The 19,516-nt window shown below is 65.4% G+C and carries 19 protein-coding genes, 1 pseudogene and 1 CRISPR repeat array; of the genes and pseudogenes, 18 read left to right on the top strand and 2 right to left on the bottom strand.

Features of this window, described 5'->3' with window-relative positions; translation table 11 throughout:
* From ACFFN1_RS02880 to ACFFN1_RS02845, 8 genes are all read left to right on the top strand, one after another.
* A complete protein-coding gene (locus tag ACFFN1_RS02880; protein ID WP_376838422.1) occupies positions 1–1,176 on the top strand; it encodes an acyl-CoA dehydrogenase family protein in 1,176 nt (391 codons plus the stop codon).
* 211 nt (positions 1,177–1,387) lie between these two features.
* Positions 1,388–1,699 carry a hypothetical protein gene (locus tag ACFFN1_RS02875; RefSeq protein ID WP_376838420.1) on the top strand — a complete coding sequence of 104 codons (312 nt, stop codon included), beginning with the start codon at positions 1,388–1,390 and terminating at the stop codon, positions 1,697–1,699.
* 100 nt (positions 1,700–1,799) lie between these two features.
* On the top strand, positions 1,800–1,988 hold the full coding sequence (locus ACFFN1_RS02870) for a hypothetical protein (RefSeq protein WP_376838418.1): 189 nt from the start codon (positions 1,800–1,802) through the stop codon (positions 1,986–1,988).
* Between the two features lie 9 nt (positions 1,989–1,997).
* Positions 1,998–2,243: a thermonuclease family protein gene (locus ACFFN1_RS02865; RefSeq protein WP_376838600.1), complete on the top strand. Its 246-nt coding sequence runs from the start codon at positions 1,998–2,000 to the stop codon at positions 2,241–2,243.
* Between the two features lie 196 nt (positions 2,244–2,439).
* Positions 2,440–2,682: an antitoxin VbhA family protein gene (locus ACFFN1_RS02860; protein WP_376838416.1), complete on the top strand. Its 243-nt coding sequence runs from the start codon at positions 2,440–2,442 to the stop codon at positions 2,680–2,682.
* The gene (locus tag ACFFN1_RS02855) at positions 2,682–3,464 is read left to right on the top strand and encodes a Fic/DOC family protein (RefSeq protein WP_376838415.1); all 783 of its coding nucleotides are present in this window, start codon (positions 2,682–2,684) and stop codon (positions 3,462–3,464) included. The genes ACFFN1_RS02860 and ACFFN1_RS02855 overlap by 1 nt, the downstream gene beginning before the upstream one ends.
* Before the next feature lie 63 nt (positions 3,465–3,527).
* Complete coding sequence (locus ACFFN1_RS02850; protein WP_376838413.1) at positions 3,528–3,815, top strand: hypothetical protein; 288 nt, start codon at positions 3,528–3,530, stop codon at positions 3,813–3,815.
* A gap of 226 nt (positions 3,816–4,041) precedes the next feature.
* Positions 4,042–4,317: a hypothetical protein gene (locus tag ACFFN1_RS02845; RefSeq protein WP_376838411.1), complete on the top strand. Its 276-nt coding sequence runs from the start codon at positions 4,042–4,044 to the stop codon at positions 4,315–4,317.
* A 90-nt stretch (positions 4,318–4,407) separates the two neighbouring features.
* On the opposite strand, the gene ACFFN1_RS02840 is transcribed toward ACFFN1_RS02845, so the two are convergent.
* Entirely contained in the window at positions 4,408–4,749 is a 342-nt protein-coding gene (locus tag ACFFN1_RS02840) for a DUF3024 domain-containing protein (protein WP_376838409.1), read from the bottom strand.
* Between the two features lie 48 nt (positions 4,750–4,797).
* Positions 4,798–5,490, bottom strand: a complete 693-nt coding sequence (locus ACFFN1_RS02835) for a FadR/GntR family transcriptional regulator (protein WP_376838407.1) — start codon at positions 5,488–5,490, stop codon at positions 4,798–4,800.
* 144 nt (positions 5,491–5,634) lie between these two features.
* Between ACFFN1_RS02835 and eat the strand changes: the two genes are divergently transcribed.
* From eat to ACFFN1_RS02785, 10 genes and pseudogenes are all read left to right on the top strand, one after another.
* Positions 5,635–7,071 carry an ethanolamine permease gene (gene eat / locus ACFFN1_RS02830; RefSeq protein WP_376838405.1) on the top strand — a complete coding sequence of 479 codons (1,437 nt, stop codon included), beginning with the start codon at positions 5,635–5,637 and terminating at the stop codon, positions 7,069–7,071.
* 46 nt (positions 7,072–7,117) lie between these two features.
* The gene (locus ACFFN1_RS02825; protein WP_376838404.1) at positions 7,118–8,527 is read left to right on the top strand and encodes a glutamine synthetase family protein; all 1,410 of its coding nucleotides are present in this window, start codon (positions 7,118–7,120) and stop codon (positions 8,525–8,527) included.
* Entirely contained in the window at positions 8,508–9,311 is an 804-nt protein-coding gene (locus tag ACFFN1_RS02820; protein WP_376838403.1) for a gamma-glutamyl-gamma-aminobutyrate hydrolase family protein, read from the top strand. The genes ACFFN1_RS02825 and ACFFN1_RS02820 overlap by 20 nt, the downstream gene beginning before the upstream one ends.
* A complete protein-coding gene (locus ACFFN1_RS02815) occupies positions 9,308–10,678 on the top strand; it encodes an aldehyde dehydrogenase family protein (protein ID WP_376838402.1) in 1,371 nt (456 codons plus the stop codon). The genes ACFFN1_RS02820 and ACFFN1_RS02815 overlap by 4 nt, the downstream gene beginning before the upstream one ends.
* Before the next feature lie 72 nt (positions 10,679–10,750).
* Positions 10,751–11,506 carry a 3-oxoacyl-ACP reductase gene (locus ACFFN1_RS02810; RefSeq protein WP_376838598.1) on the top strand — a complete coding sequence of 252 codons (756 nt, stop codon included), beginning with the start codon at positions 10,751–10,753 and terminating at the stop codon, positions 11,504–11,506.
* 131 nt (positions 11,507–11,637) lie between these two features.
* A complete protein-coding gene (locus tag ACFFN1_RS02805; RefSeq protein ID WP_376838400.1) occupies positions 11,638–12,309 on the top strand; it encodes a GAP family protein in 672 nt (223 codons plus the stop codon).
* Positions 12,310–12,473: 164 nt separating this feature from the next.
* Positions 12,474–12,605 (top strand): annotated as a pseudogene (locus ACFFN1_RS02800) (DUF5058 family protein); the annotation flags it as partial.
* A 73-nt stretch (positions 12,606–12,678) separates the two neighbouring features.
* Positions 12,679–12,966 (top strand): hypothetical protein, encoded by a 288-nt coding sequence (locus tag ACFFN1_RS02795; RefSeq protein ID WP_376838610.1) that lies wholly within the window; start codon positions 12,679–12,681, stop codon positions 12,964–12,966.
* Between the two features lie 102 nt (positions 12,967–13,068).
* On the top strand, positions 13,069–14,262 hold the full coding sequence (locus tag ACFFN1_RS02790; RefSeq protein WP_376838596.1) for an amidohydrolase: 1,194 nt from the start codon (positions 13,069–13,071) through the stop codon (positions 14,260–14,262).
* Between the two features lie 98 nt (positions 14,263–14,360).
* Entirely contained in the window at positions 14,361–14,678 is a 318-nt protein-coding gene (locus ACFFN1_RS02785) for a putative quinol monooxygenase (RefSeq protein ID WP_376838399.1), read from the top strand.
* Between the two features lie 99 nt (positions 14,679–14,777).
* A CRISPR array of direct repeats spans positions 14,778–19,384; the repeat unit is 28 nt; unit sequence ATGCTCCCCGCGCACGCGGGGATGAGCC.
* Between the last annotated feature and the right edge of the window lie 132 nt (positions 19,385–19,516).

Raw genomic sequence — 19,516 nt, 5'->3', positions numbered from 1 at the left:
ATGACGCAGACATTCACCCCCGGCATGCTGCCCGAGGAGTATGAGGACCTGCGCCTGCAGGTCGCCAAGTTCACCGACAATGAGGTCGCGCCCGTCAGCGCCGAGCTGGATGAGAAGCGCGAGTTTCCGTACGCGCTGGTGAAGAAGATGGGCCAGATGGGCCTGTTCGGCCTGCCGTTCGACGAGGAGTACGGCGGCATGGGTGGCGACTACTTCGCCCTGTGCCTGGCGATCGAGGAGATCGCCCGTGAGAACCAGTCGCTGGCCATCACGCTCGAAGCCGGCGTGTCACTCGGCGCGATGCCGATCTACCGGTTCGGCACCGAAGAGCAGAAGCGCGAATGGCTCCCGCAGCTCACCGACGGCTCCGGCCTGGCCGCCTTCGGCCTGACCGAGCCCGAGGCCGGCTCGGACGCCGGCGGCACGAAGACGAAGGCGACGCTGGCCGACGGCGAGTGGACGATCAACGGCGGCAAGTGCTTCATCACCAACTCCGGCACCGACATCACCCGGCTCGTGACCGCCACTGCGGTCACCGGCACCCGCACCGGCCGCGACGGCACGGAGAAGCCGGAGATCTCGACGATCATCATCCCGTCGGGCACCCCGGGCTTCACCGTCGAGCCGAAGTACGACAAGGTCGGCTGGAACTCCTCTGACACCCACCCGCTGACGTTCGAGAACGTCAAGGTCCCGGAGGAGAACCTGCTCGGCGAGCGCGGCCGCGGTTACGCGAACTTCCTGCGCATCCTCGATGAGGGCCGCATCGCTGTCGCTGCACTGTCGACAGGTGCCGCGCAGGGATGTGTCGACGAGTCGGTCAAGTACGCCAAGGAGCGCACCTCCTTCGGCAAGCCGATCTCCGAATACCAGGGCATCTCCTTCAAGATCGCCCGCATGGAAGCCCGTGTTGTCGCCGCCCGTGCTGCCTACTACCTGGCCGCCTCGCGGATGATCGCCGGCCTGCCGTTCAAGAAGGAAGCCGCGATCGCGAAGATGATCGCCGGTGACGCCGCGATGGACAACGCCCGCGACGCCACCCAGATCCACGGCGGCTACGGCTTCATGAACGAATACCTCGTCGCCCGCCACTACCGCGACTCGAAGATCCTCGAAGTCGGCGAAGGCACTACTGAAGTCCAGCTCATGCTCATCGCCCGCGATCTGGGGCTGTGAGTCTGACAGGTCAGTGAAGCAGGCAGGCTGCGGCTGAAGCCCAGCAGACAAGCGGGGTCGCGACGAATCGTCGCGGCCCCGCTTCGTCGTGTCAGCGCTACGCGGAGCGGGTGGAGTCCGTACTGGCATGGGCGGAGGTTGTCAGTGCATCGTACGAAGCTTGAGGAAAGAGGGTTGAAAGAGAAACGCTTTACTACAGGAGGAGGCGGACATGGCTGTCCAATCACTCGCTCACCCGAACGGAACTCTCAGGCAGCGGCTCGACGAGATCGACACCGCGGTGTCGATGGTCGTCGTCTACGACATCGTCAAGGAAGCTGGCGATTGTTTGGCCGGTTACTGCTCTCGCCGTGGACTGTGGCATACCGATGATGAGCGTGAGAAGGAATACTGGACTGCTCGGTATCTGCTTGTGTGTGCTCAGATTGACCGCCTCGACCCGAACGACCGCCTGGGCCTCATTGTTCAAGGCGACGCGTGGCTGGATGAGCTGGCGGAACTGCAACGGCAGTTCCGAAGCTGAAATTTACTCAGCAGCGACAAACTAAACCCGTGAGCGAAGAAGCTCGCGGAGCTCAGGGATGTCCTACCGATCTTGTTCCATTCCTTGAGGAGATGAGTATATGAGTACTATGCCCGGATCGATCAAGGCGATCACCATCGGCTTGCTTGCAACAGTTGGGCTTCTGGTAGCGCTCTACGCTGCGGGAGCGCCGGTGTGGGGACAGATCGTGCTCTTGGTGTTTGCGGCGGTCCAAGCCATCGCATTGTTGCTGTGGATGAATGATCAACGACGGAGGCGGACACGATGACCGAGCGCTATCTGTGAGCTCGTCGAGAAGCTGACAGCCGGCGGCGACGTGCGGTTAGCAGGCGATGAGGCGACGCCGGCCGAGGACCGCTTCGGGCGCCGACTGGCCTATGTGGAGGCTGGCGGGAAGGATCTCGGCGCCGAGCTGCTGAAGGCAGGTCTCGCTGAGGTGTATGAGGCCGAGGACGATATTGCGCGGTTTGATCAGTACCGCGAGCTGCGCGCGGCGGCGCCGCTGCCGCCGTGCGCTCAGTAGTAGATCAAGGGAGGGAAACAGGAGATGTCGAGTCGGAACGAAGATCTGATGGCCGAATGGGCGCGTACTGCTAGGACAGGGTTGCCAGGCGGCACCGGACATCGCCCGGTTCGCGGAGTATGAGCAGATCCGTAAGAGCGTCCCGCAGCCTGAATGGGCTCGATAAAATGAAGCAACGACAGGAAGGTGAAATGCCATGACTGAGTATCTGGATATTGAGGCACGATGGCCGGAGCTGTTCGAACAGCTCACTGACGTGCAGCGCGAGAGCGTGGTTCAAGCGTTCGCTGATGCGTGGCATGAGGGGTGGGAACCGAACCGAGAGGACGTGGAGAACCTGACGGATCGGGCACGCGGGGCCATCGACCGTGACGAGTATCTGCGACGAGCTGATGAGGCGGCTGAACGCCACCGGAAGGCGAGGGCAGCGGCGAGCTGATGGCAGCACAATTCGATACGTGGGAATCATACTTCTACCCCGAGACCTATGACCCCGTCGCCGGTCAGGGGACACTGAAGAATCTCCTGGGTGAACGCGCCCCGAGCGTCCTTCGACAAAAGGAGTACGCGCGGGTCGCTGACCGTGCACGAGAATTGCGGGCCGGCGCCGTCCAGATTGAGCGCACGTTCGATGCCGAGCACGTCAAGGCGCTACACCGGCACCTGTTCCAAGACGTCTACGAATGGGCTGGACAGTACCGGAGCGTGGACTTGGTCAAGGGAACCCCGTTCGCATTCGTTGACGACGGTTCGATTGGCCGGCACTTGGAGACGGTGAAGGATCTTGTGGCCGGCTCTCAGTGTGAGAAGCTTGGTCAGACTGATTTCGCACTTCGTGCTGCCGAAGTGTTCACGCATTTGAACCAGGCCCACCCGTTCCGTGAGGGCAATGGGAGAACGGCGAAGGCTTTCATGCACCATGTGGCCGATCAGTCGCCGTTCACGCTGGACTTCAAGAAGACGACCCCGGATATTTGGAATGACATGTCGGCACGGTCTCGGATGCCGTCGGCGGCCGGCGACGTTGATCCTCGGCCGATGTTCTATGTGTTCAACGAGATTGCTGTTGAGCGCAAGGGACCGATCCCGAGCTTGGGGCAGCCAAGAGATCGAGCGGCGCAGCAGAAGCAGATTCGGGAGCGCGTGGCGGAGAAGCTGCGTGAGAACAAGTTGCGTCCGCCTGGGCAAGGGCCGCCTACTCAGTCGGGGCCGAAGCTGTAGTTATCGACTGTGACATGAGCGTGTGGTGTACTGGAGATCAAGTCACACACCAGAGGAGCTGCCATGTGGATCTTGGGAATCATCGCCGCGAGCATCGCGACCGCGCTGATCATCATGCTCCTCAAAGGCGGCATCCGACTCGTGTTCAAAGTGGTTGGAACGGTCGTGTCGAGCATCTTTTGGGCGATTGTATATATTGCCGGAGCGGCGCTGTCGGGCACCCTGTGGCTCCTCGGAGAGGCTGTAAAACTCGGCAAGTCTCTCCACGCAAAGCTGACGACTCGGGAGACTGACGTCGACGAGTTCACGACGTATTCGTGGATGAAGGATTCCGAGATTCGCGACGACTGATCGGATGTGACGAAGGGCCTCCACCAGCGCTGGTGGAGGCCCTTCGTGCGTGCCGGTCCAGTACGTTGCCGCTGCACCGGTGAATGACTGCTCCGGCGCGGTCTCCGCTTCGCACTTCGCCGCCGGTTTGCGGGGCGGCATCAGTGCTCGCTTCTCCTGGGAGGTCAGCTCGAAAGTCGTGGTGACATCGGCTCGTGAGAGCCCGTCGTGGGTAAGGACGTCCTCGATGGCTGAGCGGACCTCTTCGATGCTCTGCCGCGCCGCCGCGACCTTCTTGGCGAGGTTCTGCAGGCGCGAGCGCTTGGCCTTGAGCGCTTCTTCATCCGTCAGCGAAGTCGCGGAACTTTTAGAGGTGCAGCCCGCGACTCTCTCGCGGTACAAGCTGCCAGAACCCGATGCACTGATCGGCCGCACCCGCGGCTGGCGACGAGAGACGATCGTCGAATGGAATGCGTCCCGGCCCGGTCGAGGCTGGCGCAAGGGACAGCCCGACAGCCAATAACCGGCCGCAGTTTTTAGCGGTCTGGAGAGTAACTACCTCCGGCGCTGGAGGCCCAGGGCCTGATGTCGGAACTTCTGTTGTCCTGCGTGCTCAACCCCAGAACACGAAGGCCTCACCATGGTCGATACAGCGCGGCGCCGCGTTGATGTCTGTGCTGGGCGTGAAGAGGTCGTAGTAACGCCAGCGCAGGTTCATGCCCATCCAGTAGATCGACCATTCGCCGCGGCTGGCGGTGTACCGCAGGCGCGCAAACGTCTCTTCTATCCAGTCGGGGTCCTTGCCTGATCTGCCGGGCCATAGATTCCATAGGCTGATGGTGACGTGGAGACGTGAGACGGTGCAGGTGACGTATGTCTGCTGCCGCAACTCCTCCGGAGAGTGCCCGCGGCACCACTCCTCAATGCGACGGACATCCCGTTCCGGTATCGCCATGCTGTCACGGCAGCAGGCTGGCGCGGTTGAACGCTGATGGCGAGCCGGTCAGGAGCCCTTGAGATAGCCGACGAGCAGCGCGGCGGTTCCGTGTGCGTGCTCGAGTGCGGCGGTCTCGGCCGCCATCGGATCCCCGCCCATCACAGCGTCGAGAATCGTGTGGTGCTGTTCATTGGAGTGCGCAAGGTTCGTCGTGATCATCGGGATGCGATCGAGCATCGCGTTGACCCGGTCGCGCACCTCGGCGGTCGCCTTGTGCAATGACGGGATGCCTGTCAGCTCAGCGATTGCGAGGTGGAATCGAGAATCGAGCTGGCGATACTGGCCCGGCTCGGCTGTGTCGCAGGCATCGCAAGCTTCGCGCAGGTGCCGACGCTGCTCGCCGGTCAGCGGCGCCTCCGCGGCAAGTCGAGCGGCCGCGGCATCCAACACTGCTCGGAACTGCAGTGCATCGTTGAGCTCGGATTCGTCGATCGGTCGATGCAGTTCATGGTCTGCTGGCAGCCCAATAACGAATGCACCACCGTAGCGTCCGCGCTTGATGTCAAGGACACCTGTCTCCTGCAGCTCGTGGAGGACGTCGCGCAGCGTAGCTCGTGAGACTCCAAGGCTTTCAGCAAGCTCCCGTTCGGCAGGGAGCTTTTCACCCACCATGTATTGGCCGAGGCTGATGGCGCGCAGTAGGTGGGAGAGCGTCTCCTCGAAGACGTTGCCGGTGCGTACCGTGCGGATGCTGCTCACCTATGTCTGCCCCTCTTCCGACGTGTCTGCCTCTCAATGAAAGTATACGGAACCCTTGACACCGGTACGTGATCGGGATTACATTCTCATCAGTTCAATGGTTTGTAAACAGACCAATAAAAGCATTTTTGGGCAGGGGTCCTGATGAAGCAAAGAGTTGAGTACGGCAGCGTCGCCGACAACTACATGGAGAAGCGCCAGCTGCGCAGCGGAGCAGCCGGATGGATCCTGCTGGCAGGTCTGGGGGTCGCATATGTGATCTCCGGTGACTTCTCCGGCTGGAACCTGGGCCTGGCCGAAGGAGGCTGGGGCGGTCTGGCCATCGCGTTCTGCCTCATGGGCCTCATGTACGTGTGCATGACCCTTGGACTGGCAGAACTGTCTTCCACGCTGCCGACTGCGGGGGCAGGTTACGGCTTCGCGCGGAGGGCCCTTGGTCCACTTGGAGGTTTCGCAACCGGAACCGCGATCCTCATCGAATACACGATGGCACCTGCGGCCATCTCCACGTTCATCGCAGGCTACGTGCAAGCCCTCGGAATCCTCCCGGAAAGCGTCGCCAACTGGATCATCTACCTCGTCGCCTATCTCGTCTTCGTCGGCATCCACCTGTGGGGAGTGGGCGAAGCGCTGCGGCTGATGTTCGTCATCACCGCTATTGCGGTCATCGCCCTCCTCGCCTTCGTTTTCGGCATGATCTGGCACGTAGAACCGGCCAACATGTTCAACATCGCCCCTGACGGATCACTCGGATCCAGCGAGTTCCTGCCCTTCGGAGTCTCCGGGGTGCTGGCATCGCTGGTCTTCGGCATCTGGTTCTTCCTTGCCGTTGAAGGTGTACCGCTGGCCGCCGAGGAGTCCGCCAACCCCAAGCGCGACATGCCGCGGGGCATCCTCACCGCGATGGGACTGCTCGTCGTCTTCGGTGCGCTCATGCTCATCATCGTCCCCGGCACGGCTGGCGCAGACGCGATGGCCGTGTCCGATAACCCGCTGCCGGAAGCAGTGCGGACCGTGTACGGAGAGAACTCGGCGCTGGCCACGTTCGTCAACTGGGCCGGCCTTGCGGGTCTGATCGCCAGCTTCTTCTCGATCATCTTCGCCTATTCGCGTCAGCTCTTCGCTCTTTCGCGCGCTGGCTATCTGCCGAAGTTCCTCTCCCTGACTGGTAAGCGCAAGACGCCCTACATGGCGCTCATCATCCCGGGCACCATCGGGTTCGCTCTCGCTGTCGCGACCGGTGGCGATGGCGGAATCCTGCTGAATGTGGCGGTGTTCGGTGCCACGGTCTCCTACGTCCTGCTCAACCTCTCCCACGTTGTCCTGCGATTCAAGGAACCGCATCTTGAGCGGGGATACCGCACACCCGGCGGAGCAGTCACCACGACCATCGCACTGGTTCTGGCTTCCGTCGCTGTCGTCGCAACCTTCTTCGTCGACATCGTCGCTGCGGGAATCGCTGCCGCCGTATTCCTCGTCTTCCTCGCATACTTCTGGTTCTACTCGCGCCACCACCTCGTGGCGAAAGCTCCGGAAGAGGAATTCGCCCAGATCGCCGAAGCCGAATCGGGTCTGCACTGACGATCGGCACACCTCGACACACTGACCAACCCACGGAAGGATCTCAATGACCGCGCCCACAGGATTCGGGGACCCGCAGCGGGTCACCACCGGTTCGAACCCAGCACCAGCCCTCACACGCGAGGACCTCATCAGCCTCGTCGACGAAGGAACGATCGACACCGTCGTCGTCGCGTTCACCGACGTCCAGGGGCGGCTGCAGGGAAAGCGGCTTGGAGCGCGCTTCTTCGTCGACGATGCCATCGACCACGGCTCCGAGGGGTGCAACTATCTGCTGGCCGTCGACGTCGACATGAACACTGTCGATGGCTACGAGATGTCGTCGTGGAGCACCGGCTACGGAGACCTCGTCATGAAACCAGACCTCTCGACACTGCGGCTCATTCCGTGGCAGCCGGGAACCGCGCTCGTCACCTGCGACATCGAATGGACCACCGGCGAGCCCGTCGTCGCCAGCCCGCGGCAGATCCTCGCAGCCCAGGTCAAGCGACTCGAAGAGCGCGGTCTCACGGCGTTCGCCGGTACTGAGCTGGAGTTCGTCACCTTCGACACCAGTTACGAGGAGTCCTACAACCGCGCCTACCGCGACCTCACCCCGTCGAACCAGTACAACGTCGACTACTCCCTGCTGGGCACCGCCCGCATCGAACCGCTGCTGCGTGATATCCGCAACTCGATGGCAGGGGCCGGCATGTATGTCGAAAGCGCCAAGGGCGAATGCAACCTCGGCCAGCACGAGATCACCTTCAAGTACGACGAGGCGATCCGGTCGTGCGACAATCATGCCGTGTACAAGAACGGGGCGAAGGAGATCGCCTCCCAGCACGGCAAGGCCATCACCTTCATGGCGAAGTTCAACGAACTGGAAGGGTCCTCCTGCCATGTGCACCTGTCCTTCCGCGGACTCGACGGCGAGCTCGCCATGGCCGGTGACGACGAGCACGGGTTCTCTCCGCTCATGGGCCAGTTCATCGCCGGCCAGCTCGCCTGCATCGAGGACTTCATTTACTTCCATGCCCCCAACATCAATTCCTACAAGCGCTTCGTCGAAGGCTCCTTCGCCCCGACAGCAGTGGCCTGGGGCTTCGACAACCGGTCGTGCGCCTTCCGCGTCGTCGGCTCAGGCCCGTCGCTGCGCGTCGAGTGCCGCGTCGGCGGCGCTGACCTCAACCCGTACCTCGCCGTCGCCTCGCTCATCGCCGCTGGCATCTACGGCATCGACAACGAACTTGAACTGCCACCCATGACAGACGGCAATGCCTACGCCTCGGATGCCCGCCGGCTGCCGACGACGCTGCGCGACGCCCGCGACCGCCTCGCGGAATCCGAGATCGCACGCGAGGCATTCGGCGAGGACGTCATCAAGCACTATGTCAACGCTGCGAATGTCGAGCTCATGCAGTTCGAGGCAGCCGTCACAGACTGGGAGCGCTTCCGTGGCTTCGAACGGCTCTGACGCGCCCGAGGCGGTCGTCCCGCCGCGGATCGGAATCACGACGTACATGCAGCCAGCTGACTGGAGTCACTGGCGCGGCGTCGAGGCAGCGCTCATCCCGGCGGAGTACGTGCGCATGGTCACCGCTGCCGGGGGAGTGCCGATCCTGCTGCCGCCGCATGGCACCCACCCGACGATGCTCGACGCGGTCGACGGGCTGCTCATCTCCGGCGGAGCAGACGTCGGCCCGGACACCTACGGGGCTGACGCCCACCCGACGACCGCAGCCCAGCCGTGGCGGGACGAACATGAGTTCGCTCTGCTGAAAGAGGCCCGCGAGCGGGGCATGCCGGTGCTCGGCATCTGCCGCGGAATGCAGGTCATCAACGCGGCATTCGGCGGCACACTGCACCAGCACCTGCCAGAGATTCTCGGCCACTCCGACTATCAGCCTGCCCCGGGCGTCTACGGCGAGGTGACCGTTCAGATCGAACCGGGCTCCACGGCTGCCGCGCTGCTCGGAACCGAGACGACGGCACCATGCTTCCACCACCAAGCCGTCGACCGCCTCGCCCCCGGACTGCACGTCACCGGGCGGGCCGCCGACGGGACGATCGAGATCCTCGAGCCGGCCGCCGCCTCGGGAACGGGGGAGCAGGCAGAGCAGGCCACGTTGCCCGGCAGCGGCTGGCTGCTCGCCGTGCAGTGGCACCCCGAACACAACAGCGCCGACGCGCGCGTCGTCACAGGACTCGTCGCCGCCGCCCGCAGCTACCGAACCCACCCGTCCGGAGGAGGACAATGAGCACCTACGAGGTCATCAACCCCGCCACAGCCGAAGCGATCCGCACCGTCGAACTGGCCGATGTCGCAGCCGTCGACGATGCGATCGAACGCGCCCAGCGGGCGTTCGAGCAGTGGCGGGCCGTCGCGCCGAGCGACCGCGCCCGCCTATTGCGCCGCTTCGCCGCCGTGGTCGACGAGCACATCGACGAACTCGCCGAACTCGAAGTGGCCAACTCCGGGCACACGATCTCCAACGCCACCTGGGAAGCCGGCAACGTACGCGACGTGCTGGAATACTCCGCCGCCGCCCCCGAACGCCTCTTCGGCCGGCAGATCCCGGTCGACGGCGGCATCAACATCACCTTCGCCGAGCCTCTCGGCGTCGTCGGCGTCATCGTGCCGTGGAATTTCCCGATGCCGATCGCCGCATGGGGATTCGGCCCAGCGCTGGCCGCCGGCAACACCGTCGTGCTCAAGCCCGCCGAGGTGACCCCGCTGACGGCTATGCGGATCGGTGAGCTCGCACGCGAAGCCGGCATCCCCGAGGGCGTGCTCACGATCCTGCCGGGCAAGGGCTCGGTCGTCGGCGAGCGGTTCGTCACCCATCCCGGCGTGCGCAAGGTCGTCTTCACCGGGTCGACCGAAGTCGGCAAGCGGATCATGGCCGGCTGCGCCGACCAGGTGAAGAACCTGACCCTGGAACTCGGCGGCAAGAACGCCAATATCGTCTTCCCCGACGCCGATCTCTCAGCTGCAGCCGCCGCAGCACCCGGCGGTGTGTTCGACAACGCCGGCCAGGACTGCTGCTCCCGCTCCCGGCTGCTTGTCCACGCGGACGTGTTCGACGACTTCCTCAGCGAGCTCAAGGACGCTGTCAGCGGGTTCCGGTGCACTGACCCGACAGACCCGGACGCGGACATGGGGCCGCTTGTCACCGCCGCCCACCGCGATTCCGTCGCAGCCTATGTCGACGGTGCCGAGGTGGCGTTCCAGGGTGAGTGCCCGACCGGCCCGGGCTTCTGGTTTCCGCCGACGGTCATCACCCCCGATGACATCACCGCCCGTGACTTCAACGAGGAGATCTTCGGCCCCGTGCTGTCTGTGGTGCCGTTCCGCTCAGAGTCCGAGGCAGTCTCGATCGCGAACAACACCGAGTACGGACTCTCCGGTTCGATCTGGACTCGTGATCTCGACCGGGCGATCCGCGTCTCCCGGTCCGTCGAAGCCGGCAACCTGTCGGTCAACTCCCACTCATCGGTGCGGTACTGGACGCCGTTCGGCGGCTACAAGCAGTCCGGCCTCGGCCGGGAGCTCGGCCCCGATGCGGTCGCCGCCTTCACCGAGACGAAGAACGTCTTCATCGCAGTCGGCCCAGCCGCGGACTGACGGCGCTGACCTGATCCCAACAGCATTCCCTGACAGAAGGAGAACTCCGTGAACACACCAGTCGCCGGCCGGATGGACGGCAAGGTCTGCGTCATCACCGGCGGAGCCTCAGGCATCGGTCTGGCCAGCGCTCGCCGGCTGGCCTCCGAGGGCGCCACCGTCGTCATCGCCGACCTCGATGAGACCCGCGGCCCGGAGGTCGCCGAGGAGCTCGGCGGCCTGTTCGTCCGCACGAACGTCGCCGACGAGGGCAGCGTCAAGGCACTGTTCGAGCAGACAGTCGCCGAGTACGGCCGCGTGGACGTGGCCTTCAACAACGCTGGCATCAACCCGACCGAGGACAACTCGATCCTCACCACCGGGATCGAGGCGTGGGCGAAGGTGCAGACCGTCAACCTCACCTCGGTCTACCTGTGCTGCAAGTACGCCCTCGAGCACATGGTCAAGCAGAAGTCCGGCTCGATCATCAACACTGCCTCCTTCGTCGCCCTGCTCGGCGCGGCGACCTCGCAGATCTCGTACTCCGCCTCGAAGGGCGGCGTGCTGTCGATGAGCCGCGAACTCGGCGTGCAGTTCGCCAAGGAGGGCATCCGCGTCAACGCGCTGTGCCCCGGCCCGGTCAACACCCCGCTGCTCGAAGAGCTCTTCGCCAAGGACCCCGAGCAGGCGCAGCGCCGCCTCGTCCACGTCCCGCGCGGACGCTTCGGCGAGCCCGAGGAGATCGCCGCGGCTGTGGCGTTCCTCGCCAGCGACGACGCCTCCTTCGTCAACGCCGCGACGTTCACCGTCGACGGCGGAATCTCCGCAGCATACGTCACCGCTGAGTGACGCACCGGCACGCGCCCGCCGCCTGGGAGCACACCGCTGCCGAGGCGGCGGGCGCGTCTGCGTGTCGGGCCGCCTCTCGGCGGGCGACCGGCGCCTCGGGCCCGGTGGCCGGTCGTGCTTGAATGGTGACGATGACTGCCACGCTGCTCCTCCTCGCCGGGCTCGCGCTGCTCGATGCCACGAGCATCGGCACACTCGGCATTCCGCTGTGGATGCTGCTGGCCCAAAGGGTGCGCATCAGTCTCGTCTTCGTCTACCTGGCGGTTCTTGCCGGGTTCTACTGGCTGGTCGGCATCGCGCTGTACTACGGCGGGCTCGCGGCCTTCAGCTGGATCGGCGAATGGTCAGCCATCCCGTGGATCGAGCTCGTGCTCGGCGTCATCTGCCTCGCCTCGGCATTCCTGCCCCGCAGGCTGTGGGAGGGCCAGGTGGGCTTCGCGAACCGGTTCCAGGACAAGGTGGCTGTCACCGGCACCTTCGCCACCGCCTCGGTCCTGGCGCTCATCGCCGGTCTCATCGAGATCACCGGCATGTACCCCTACCTGGCCGGCATCGGCGTCATCATCAACAAGGGCCTGCCCGGCGTTCTGACGCTGGCCGTCTACGCGGTGGTCATGGTGCTGCCGGCGCTCATCCTCACGATCATCCGGCTGCTCGTCCACGAGCGGATCGAGCCTGCGCTCGCGGGCTTCCGCGCCTGGATCGAACGCAACACCGGCACCGTCACGGCGGTGACCTTCTTCGTCATCGGTGTGCTGCTCATCTTCGACGCGGTGGTCAATCGGTTCGGGTGGATCGGATGACCGGCAGATCGAACTGCGAGACGCTGCGTTATGTATATTGACCCTTTTGTGATGGCATCCGTAGAGTGATGAGCACTCGCGAATGTATTCTCACGCGCGATGCTGTGACAGCAGACACAACGATGTGATCTGGAGTCGCGGAGCGACTCGGAACGGAGGCGACCGTGATCCACCTTGCCCAGTCGCGCGACATCGGCGCGATCGCGAATCTGCCGCTGCTATGGGTTCTCGCGCTCTGCGTCTTCGGCGTCATCATCCTGCAGTCGACGATCTATATGCGTGCCGTCAAGCGCAACGCCGAATCCGCGGACATGAGCAAGGTCGAGGTGCGAGCAGCGTTCCGCGCGGGCGGAGTCGGGCACCTGGCTGGTGTCGATCACGCCGGATTCCATCACCGAGGTTGCGCGCATCTACATCCTGCCGGCGATCCTCGGTGGAGTCACTGTTCAGCTGATCGGAACGCTCAAGCAGATCAAAGGCACGATCATCGCGCTGGGTGTTGCCGCTGTCATCATCCTCGTTGCCGTACCGCTGTTCCCTGTCATCTCTCCGGGTGGCACGGCTATCGCCGTACTGCTCACCATCGTCCTCACCTGGGTGCTGCGCGACCGGCACACCCGGCCTACCGATCCGCAGAACATGACGTCGATCAACTGACCGACCCGACTCACTGGAGGAACCTTGACGCCTGAATCCCGTGCGAGCCACACCGCTGGCGGTGGACTGAGCAACGCAGCCGTGGCCGACCAGCTGGAAGCGATGCTGCCGCAGCTAGAATCCGACTACCGCGAGTTCCACGCACATCCGGAACTGTCGATGCAGGAGACCTGGACTGCGGGCCGTATCGAAGAGCACCTGCGCGAACTCGACCTCGAACCGCAGCGCTTCGGCGGCACCGGCGTCGTCGCCGTCGTGGAGAACGGAGACGGCCCCGTCGTCGCCTACCGCGCGGATACGGACGGCCTGCCGATCCATGAGGACACCGGTCTCGAGTACGCCTCCACGGCTCGCGGGACGCTGGCCGACGGCACCGAGACGCCCGTGATGCACGGCTGCGGGCACGACACCCACATCACAGTGGCACTCGGCATCGCCAGGCTGCTGACCAGCAACCGGGAGGCATGGTCGGGCACCGTCATCATGATCTTCCAGCCGGGAGAGGAAACCGGTGAAGGCGCGCTTGCCATGCTCGAAGACGGACTGTGGGAGAAGCTGCCGAAACCGCAGGCTGTCTACGGCCAGCACGTCTGGCCGAACCTTGCCGGGCAGGTCAGCCTGTCAGCAGGTACGGCGATGGCCATGTCGGACTGCCTGCGGGTGACGGTTCGCGGCAAGCAGGCCCACGGCTCCCAGCCCGAGGCTGCGATCGACCCGATTGTGCTCGCAGCCTTCATGGTCACGCGCCTGCAGACGGTCGTCTCACGTGAGATCTCCGCCCGCGAGGCGGTCGTCGTGACGGTCGCGACGATCCGCGGCGGACTGAAGGAGAACATCATCCCTGACTCCGCGGAGTTCACGATGAATATCCGCACGTTCAGTGAGGAGGTGCGCGCAGACGTTCTCGCCGCGATCGAACGGATCATCTACGCCGAAGCTGAAGCCTCTGGCGCTCCGAAGCCGAGCATCGAAGAAATGTACCGATTTCCGCGCTGCTACAACAGCCCCCAGCACGCCGAGGAGCTCGAGAGCGTCTTCGCATCGGCGATCGGTGAGGACAACGTCGCGCTCACCGAGCCGGCCACCGGCTCAGAGGATGTCGGCCGGTTCGGCGACTCCATCGGCGTTCCGTACGTGTACTGGTTCTTCGGGGCCTACTCAGAAGAGAAGATGGCGACTCCAGGCGGGCCAGCGGGAAATCACTCGCCGTTCTTCGCTCCTGATGAGGTCGCCAAGACCTTGAGCACGGGTGTGCGCACCGGGATCGCTGCGATCCTGCACGAGCTGCAGCGATGAGGGAATAGTCGGCGGCGCGGACTGCTGGCCGCGGTGGGTCAGATGTGCGATTCTTGCAGGTGAGACCGTTTGATCGAGTGTCGCGCTGAGGAGGCAACATGTATTTCATCGTCGTCAAGTTCTCCGTCAAGGATGAGAGCGTCGAGCAGTGGCCGGAGATCGTCCGCGAGTTCACCGAGGCGACCCGCGCTGAACCCGGCAACCTGTGGTTCGAATGGTCGCGCAGCCTCGACAACCCCAACGAATTCATCCTGTGCGAGGCGTTCACCGACGAGGGCGCGGAACCGCACGTCACCAGCGACCACTTCGCCAAGGGACTCGAAGCGATGAAACCGCACATCACGGCGACGCCGAAGATCCTGTCGCGTCAGGTCGACGGCGATGGCTGGGACGAGATGGGTGAGTTGCAGGTGTGAGGAGCCACCTCACGGGCTTCGCCGAGTCCAGCATCGTCTGAATCCCCAGAAGTGAATGCGATCTGACCACTCTCTGGGTATCGTTGCAGGTCAATTAGTATGCTCCCCGCGCACGCGGGGATGAGCCGTAAGCTCGCGTGACGCGACCCGTGCTGCCAGAATGCTCCCCGCGCACGCGGGGATGAGCCCTGTTTTCGAAGTCGAATGTGAGAGCTTCAGGGATGCTCCCCGCGCACGCGGGGATGAGCCCCACACGTCCCCATCCAGATCGACATACAAGTCATGCTCCCCGCGCACGCGGGGATGAGCCCCACACGCGTGTCCTTGGCCTGCCCGCCAACACATGCTCCCCGCGCACGCGGGGATGAGCCCTAGACCGTTTGTCGATCTTCTGGTGTTTTTCCATGCTCCCCGCGCACGCGGGGATGAGCCCACCCGCGAGTCATATCTCTGTCCTCCAAGCGCATGCTCCCCGCGCACGCGGGGATGAGCCGACGCTAAGGACAAAGCCAGCGAGTTGGAGGGCATGCTCCCCGCGCACGCGGGGATGAGCCCCGTGTCGCGCTGCTGGCTGGAGAAGCGGGCGCATGCTCCCCGCGCACGCGGGGATGAGCCCCGTCCACGACATGGCCAGCCTGGTCATAGACCATGCTCCCCGCGCACGCGGGGATGAGCCCGGGTAGGAGGGGGTGAACCCGTCGCCTGGCATATGCTCCCCGCGCACGCGGGGATGAGCCCACTACCTCCCCCTGTGGGATGTGGAGCGCAACATGCTCCCCGCGCACGCGGGGATGAGCCGATGACCTCGGCGTTGTGGGTGTCGAAGAACGTATGCTCCCCGCGCACGCGGGGATGAGCCCTTCCCGCCAGTGTCCAAGAAAACCGTCTACCAATGCTCCCCGCGCACGCGGGGATGAGCCCCGGGCGGGGTTGGTGGGGTGAGGGGCGCGGCAATGCTCCCCGCGCACGCGGGGATGAGCCGGTGAAGCGGACGAACGCCAGCCAGTCCTGTTCGATGCTCCCCGCGCACGCGGGGATGAGCCCGGACGGAACTACTACTACACCGGCGCTGTCCGATGCTCCCCGCGCACGCGGGGATGAGCCCGGAAGCGTCAAGATCACGGGCGTGCTCGTCACATGCTCCCCGCGCACGCGGGGATGAGCCCTCCGGCCTCGTCACCACCCTTGCCGTTGTCCTATGCTCCCCGCGCACGCGGGGATGAGCCCGGCGTATCAGGGAGGGCGAAATCCACCCGGTAATGCTCCCCGCGCACGCGGGGATGAGCCCATGATCGGCGGCGTGCTGACTGAGGCTGTGGGATGCTCCCCGCGCACGCGGGGATGAGCCAGCGCGGGGCCAGGGCGGCGACGATCGGCACGAGATGCTCCCCGCGCACGCGGGGATGAGCCCCGTCGAACACGATGCAGCGCACCGGCTCGCCAATGCTCCCCGCGCACGCGGGGATGAGCCGCGGTGGCACCGATACGTCGCCGCAAGCACTGGATGCTCCCCGCGCACGCGGGGATGAGCCGACCTCTCCCAGCGGGCACGCTCGACCGCTAACATGCTCCCCGCGCACGCGGGGATGAGCCCCGCTCCAAAGCCAGTGACGGCACCATCGGAGAATGCTCCCCGCGCACGCGGGGATGAGCCGGTTAACGAAGCGCTGAAGCCCGTGATGGAGCGATGCTCCCCGCGCACGCGGGGATGAGCCCCGTGCGGAGGGTGGAGCATGGCCAGGAAATACATGCTCCCCGCGCACGCGGGGATGAGCCCGCGACGTCGGCAAGCTCGGCGCTTCCATCGTCATGCTCCCCGCGCACGCGGGGATGAGCCCTCCGCCTCCGGGGCACAGCAGATCGCCAACGCATGCTCCCCGCGCACGCGGGGATGAGCCGAACGAGTACTCCGAGCTGGCCAGCGTCCTCGGATGCTCCCCGCGCACGCGGGGATGAGCCGCCGGGTCACGATGCGCCCGGCCCGGCTGTCGGATGCTCCCCGCGCACGCGGGGATGAGCCGCTCTACGCCGACCTCGGCGACGAACTCGGGCTATGCTCCCCGCGCACGCGGGGATGAGCCTGGTCCTCCACGCTTGCCCGGCGATCTGCGAGGATGCTCCCCGCGCACGCGGGGATGAGCCCCGAGGAGGGACAGCATCGGGAACAGGTCGTCAATGCTCCCCGCGCACGCGGGGATGAGCCGCTGATGAGCTCGTGAAGCGTCTGCCCGTCTGAATGCTCCCCGCGCACGCGGGGATGAGCCCTTCGCCCAGTTCATCCCAGCAACAAGGTTTGCATGCTCCCCGCGCACGCGGGGATGAGCCCCAAGCAACAGGCCGACTCAACCAGCGTGTGCGATGCTCCCCGCGCACGTGGGGATGAGCCCGAGGCGATCGACACGTTCGGCGGCTGGACTGAATGCTCCCCGCGCACGCGGGGATGAGCCCCCGGCGATCACCTGCATGGCGTGTTCGATGAGATGCTCCCCGCGCACGCGGGGATGAGCCGTGAGGAACCCGGGGTTGGCCGCGCAGAATCAGATGCTCCCCGCGCACGCGGGGATGAGCCCCGCTGAGCGCAGAAGTCATCCTGCGCCTCGGGATGCTCCCCACGCACGCGGGGATGAGCCCCCGATCGACAAGCGAGTGATCACGCCGTCGTCATGCTCCCCGCGCACGCGGGGATGAGCCCCTCATCGGTTTCGAGTGCCTGCAGGGTGACACATGCTCCCCGCGCACGCGGGGATGAGCCCTGGCCGCGGATGAAAATCCGTTCGCCGGTGTCATGCTCCCCGCGCACGCGGGGATGAGCCGCCCGCCCGTCCAGGTGCGGGTCGTCGGGATTGATGCTCCCCGCGCACGCGGGGATGAGCCCGTGCCGCCCAGAGTGATAGCCGTGTCCCGGATATGCTCCCCGCGCACGCGGGGATGAGCCCCTCGTCGCCGGCCTCCCACGCCGCAGTCGAGAATGCTCCCCGCGCACGCGGGGATGAGCCGCGCGCTGCCGTCAACCGCGCTCAGCCAGATCAATGCTCCCCGCGCACGCGGGGATGAGCCGCACTCGACGCGATCGCCTCCTCCGAGGCGCTGATGCTCCCCGCGCACGCGGGGATGAGCCGCCAACCGGATCGGGCAGATCGTCACCGAAGGGATGCTCCCCGCGCACGCGGGGATGAGCCGCCGTGCAAACCGCAGCACAGTGGGCCAACAACATGCTCCCCGCGCACGCGGGGATGAGCCCCCGTCGTTGCGCTCCAAGCTTTCTGCCGCCGAATGCTCCCCGCGCACGCGGGGATGAGCCGGAATATAAACCATGCAGAAGGTCTACAGCGTCATGCTCCCCGCGCACGCGGGGATGAGCCGTTGCCGACGAAGTTGTCCTTGGTCAGGTCGTCATGCTCCCCGCGCACGCGGGGATGAGCCGTCACCATACCGGTGTGACTAAGCAACCTCCCAATGCTCCCCGCGCACGCGGGGATGAGCCCTCGTCGTGCTCGACCTGGCAGGCGTAGCCGTCATGCTCCCCGCGCACGCGGGGATGAGCCGTCCCGGATCACCTGTTCGACTTCCAGCGGATGATGCTCCCCGCGCACGCGGGGATGAGCCGCACATCACCCGAATCCGCAAGAACATCTCCCTATGCTCCCCGCGCACGCGGGGATGAGCCCATCACCTACACGACCTCGGACCCATGGCCCACATGCTCCCCGCGCACGCGGGGATGAGCCGCGTTGGTGGCTGTGCCGGCGGATGGTGTGCGGATGCTCCCCGCGCACGCGGGGATGAGCCCAGTCCACCGGCGCAGTCGAGGCCGTATTCAAAATGCTCCCCGCGCACGCGGGGATGAGCCGCCGCACTCGACGAGACCACCGGCGGCGCATCCATGCTCCCCGCGCACGCGGGGATGAGCCCTTAGGCATCGCTCATCCTCTCAAACATGGATGATGCTCCCCGCGCACGCGGGGATGAGCCCTGCTGGATCATGTCGTCCCTCCCGGTGCAGGCATGCTCCCCGCGCACGCGGGGATGAGCCACGGATTGCTGTCACGCCCTCGGGCACGGTAGTATGCTCCCCGCGCACGCGGGGATGAGCCCAGTGTTTCGACCTGGTCTGTGGAGGCGAACGGATGCTCCCCGCGCACGCGGGGATGAGCCCTGCATATCGACAACCGAATAACCCTGCCGCGTATGCTCCCCGCGCACGCGGGGATGAGCCGCCACCCCGACGGCACCATCGACCGACTGATATGATGCTCCCCGCGCACGCGGGGATGAGCCGAACTGTTCCCGAACACCGCGGTGATGAACCTCATGCTCCCCGCGCACGCGGGGATGAGCCGCGAGTTTCGACCCCGAGGCCGGCGGATCGGATATGCTCCCCGCGCACGCGGGGATGAGCCCTCCTCCGAGGTCATACCCGCTGTCTCGGCAAAATGCTCCCCGCGCACGCGGGGATGAGCCCCCCCGCCGCAGCACAGCAGGCACTCGGCAAGACATGCTCCCCGCGCACGCGGGGATGAGCCCGTGACGCGCCGCACGCCTACGGGTGATGTGTCATGCTCCCCGCGCACGCGGGGATGAGCCCAGCAGTGCCAGCCCGAGGGTGATGACGGCGAGCTGCTCCCCGCGCACGCGGGGATGAGCCCTGGTGGCGCAACAACTACGGTGCCCATCTCGCATGCTCCCCGCGCACGCGGGGATGAGCCCTCGACCTCGGACCTGGCGACGTCTACCCCGTTACATTTATTGGTAGGTCCTCACCAGAGGATCTGGTCGCTGGCCCTGGTATGGCTGTCTTGCCCTGTCATCGATGATCCGGGGGGTGTTGCCGCCAGGGG

Origin of the sequence: Brevibacterium otitidis (genome assembly GCF_042429315.1) — a bacterium.
GTDB classification, from domain to species: domain Bacteria; phylum Actinomycetota; class Actinomycetes; order Actinomycetales; family Brevibacteriaceae; genus Brevibacterium; species Brevibacterium otitidis.
Note: the sequence above shows the minus strand (reverse complement) of the source record. Positions and strands in the feature narration are given on the sequence as shown.

Bases quoted from the DNA above. Each gene is read 5' to 3' on its own strand.
- ACFFN1_RS02860 (WP_376838416.1), top strand. From the start codon at position 2,440: ATGACTGAGTATCTGGATATTGAGGCACGATGGCCGGAGCTGTTCGAA.
- ACFFN1_RS02855 (WP_376838415.1), top strand. From the start codon at position 2,682: ATGGCAGCACAATTCGATACGTGGGAATCATACTTCTACCCCGAGACC.
- ACFFN1_RS02870 (WP_376838418.1), top strand. From the start codon at position 1,800: ATGAGTACTATGCCCGGATCGATCAAGGCGATCACCATCGGCTTGCTT.
- ACFFN1_RS02805 (WP_376838400.1), top strand. From the start codon at position 11,638: ATGACTGCCACGCTGCTCCTCCTCGCCGGGCTCGCGCTGCTCGATGCC.
- ACFFN1_RS02880 (WP_376838422.1), top strand. From the start codon at position 1: ATGACGCAGACATTCACCCCCGGCATGCTGCCCGAGGAGTATGAGGAC.
- ACFFN1_RS02875 (WP_376838420.1), top strand. From the start codon at position 1,388: ATGGCTGTCCAATCACTCGCTCACCCGAACGGAACTCTCAGGCAGCGG.
- ACFFN1_RS02845 (WP_376838411.1), top strand. From the start codon at position 4,042: ATGGCTGAGCGGACCTCTTCGATGCTCTGCCGCGCCGCCGCGACCTTC.
- ACFFN1_RS02815 (WP_376838402.1), top strand. From the start codon at position 9,308: ATGAGCACCTACGAGGTCATCAACCCCGCCACAGCCGAAGCGATCCGC.
- ACFFN1_RS02785 (WP_376838399.1), top strand. From the start codon at position 14,361: ATGTATTTCATCGTCGTCAAGTTCTCCGTCAAGGATGAGAGCGTCGAG.
- ACFFN1_RS02850 (WP_376838413.1), top strand. From the start codon at position 3,528: ATGTGGATCTTGGGAATCATCGCCGCGAGCATCGCGACCGCGCTGATC.
- ACFFN1_RS02825 (WP_376838404.1), top strand. From the start codon at position 7,118: ATGACCGCGCCCACAGGATTCGGGGACCCGCAGCGGGTCACCACCGGT.
- ACFFN1_RS02840 (WP_376838409.1), bottom strand. From the start codon at position 4,749: ATGGCGATACCGGAACGGGATGTCCGTCGCATTGAGGAGTGGTGCCGC.
- eat (WP_376838405.1), top strand. From the start codon at position 5,635: ATGAAGCAAAGAGTTGAGTACGGCAGCGTCGCCGACAACTACATGGAG.
- ACFFN1_RS02790 (WP_376838596.1), top strand. From the start codon at position 13,069: ATGCTGCCGCAGCTAGAATCCGACTACCGCGAGTTCCACGCACATCCG.
- ACFFN1_RS02810 (WP_376838598.1), top strand. From the start codon at position 10,751: ATGGACGGCAAGGTCTGCGTCATCACCGGCGGAGCCTCAGGCATCGGT.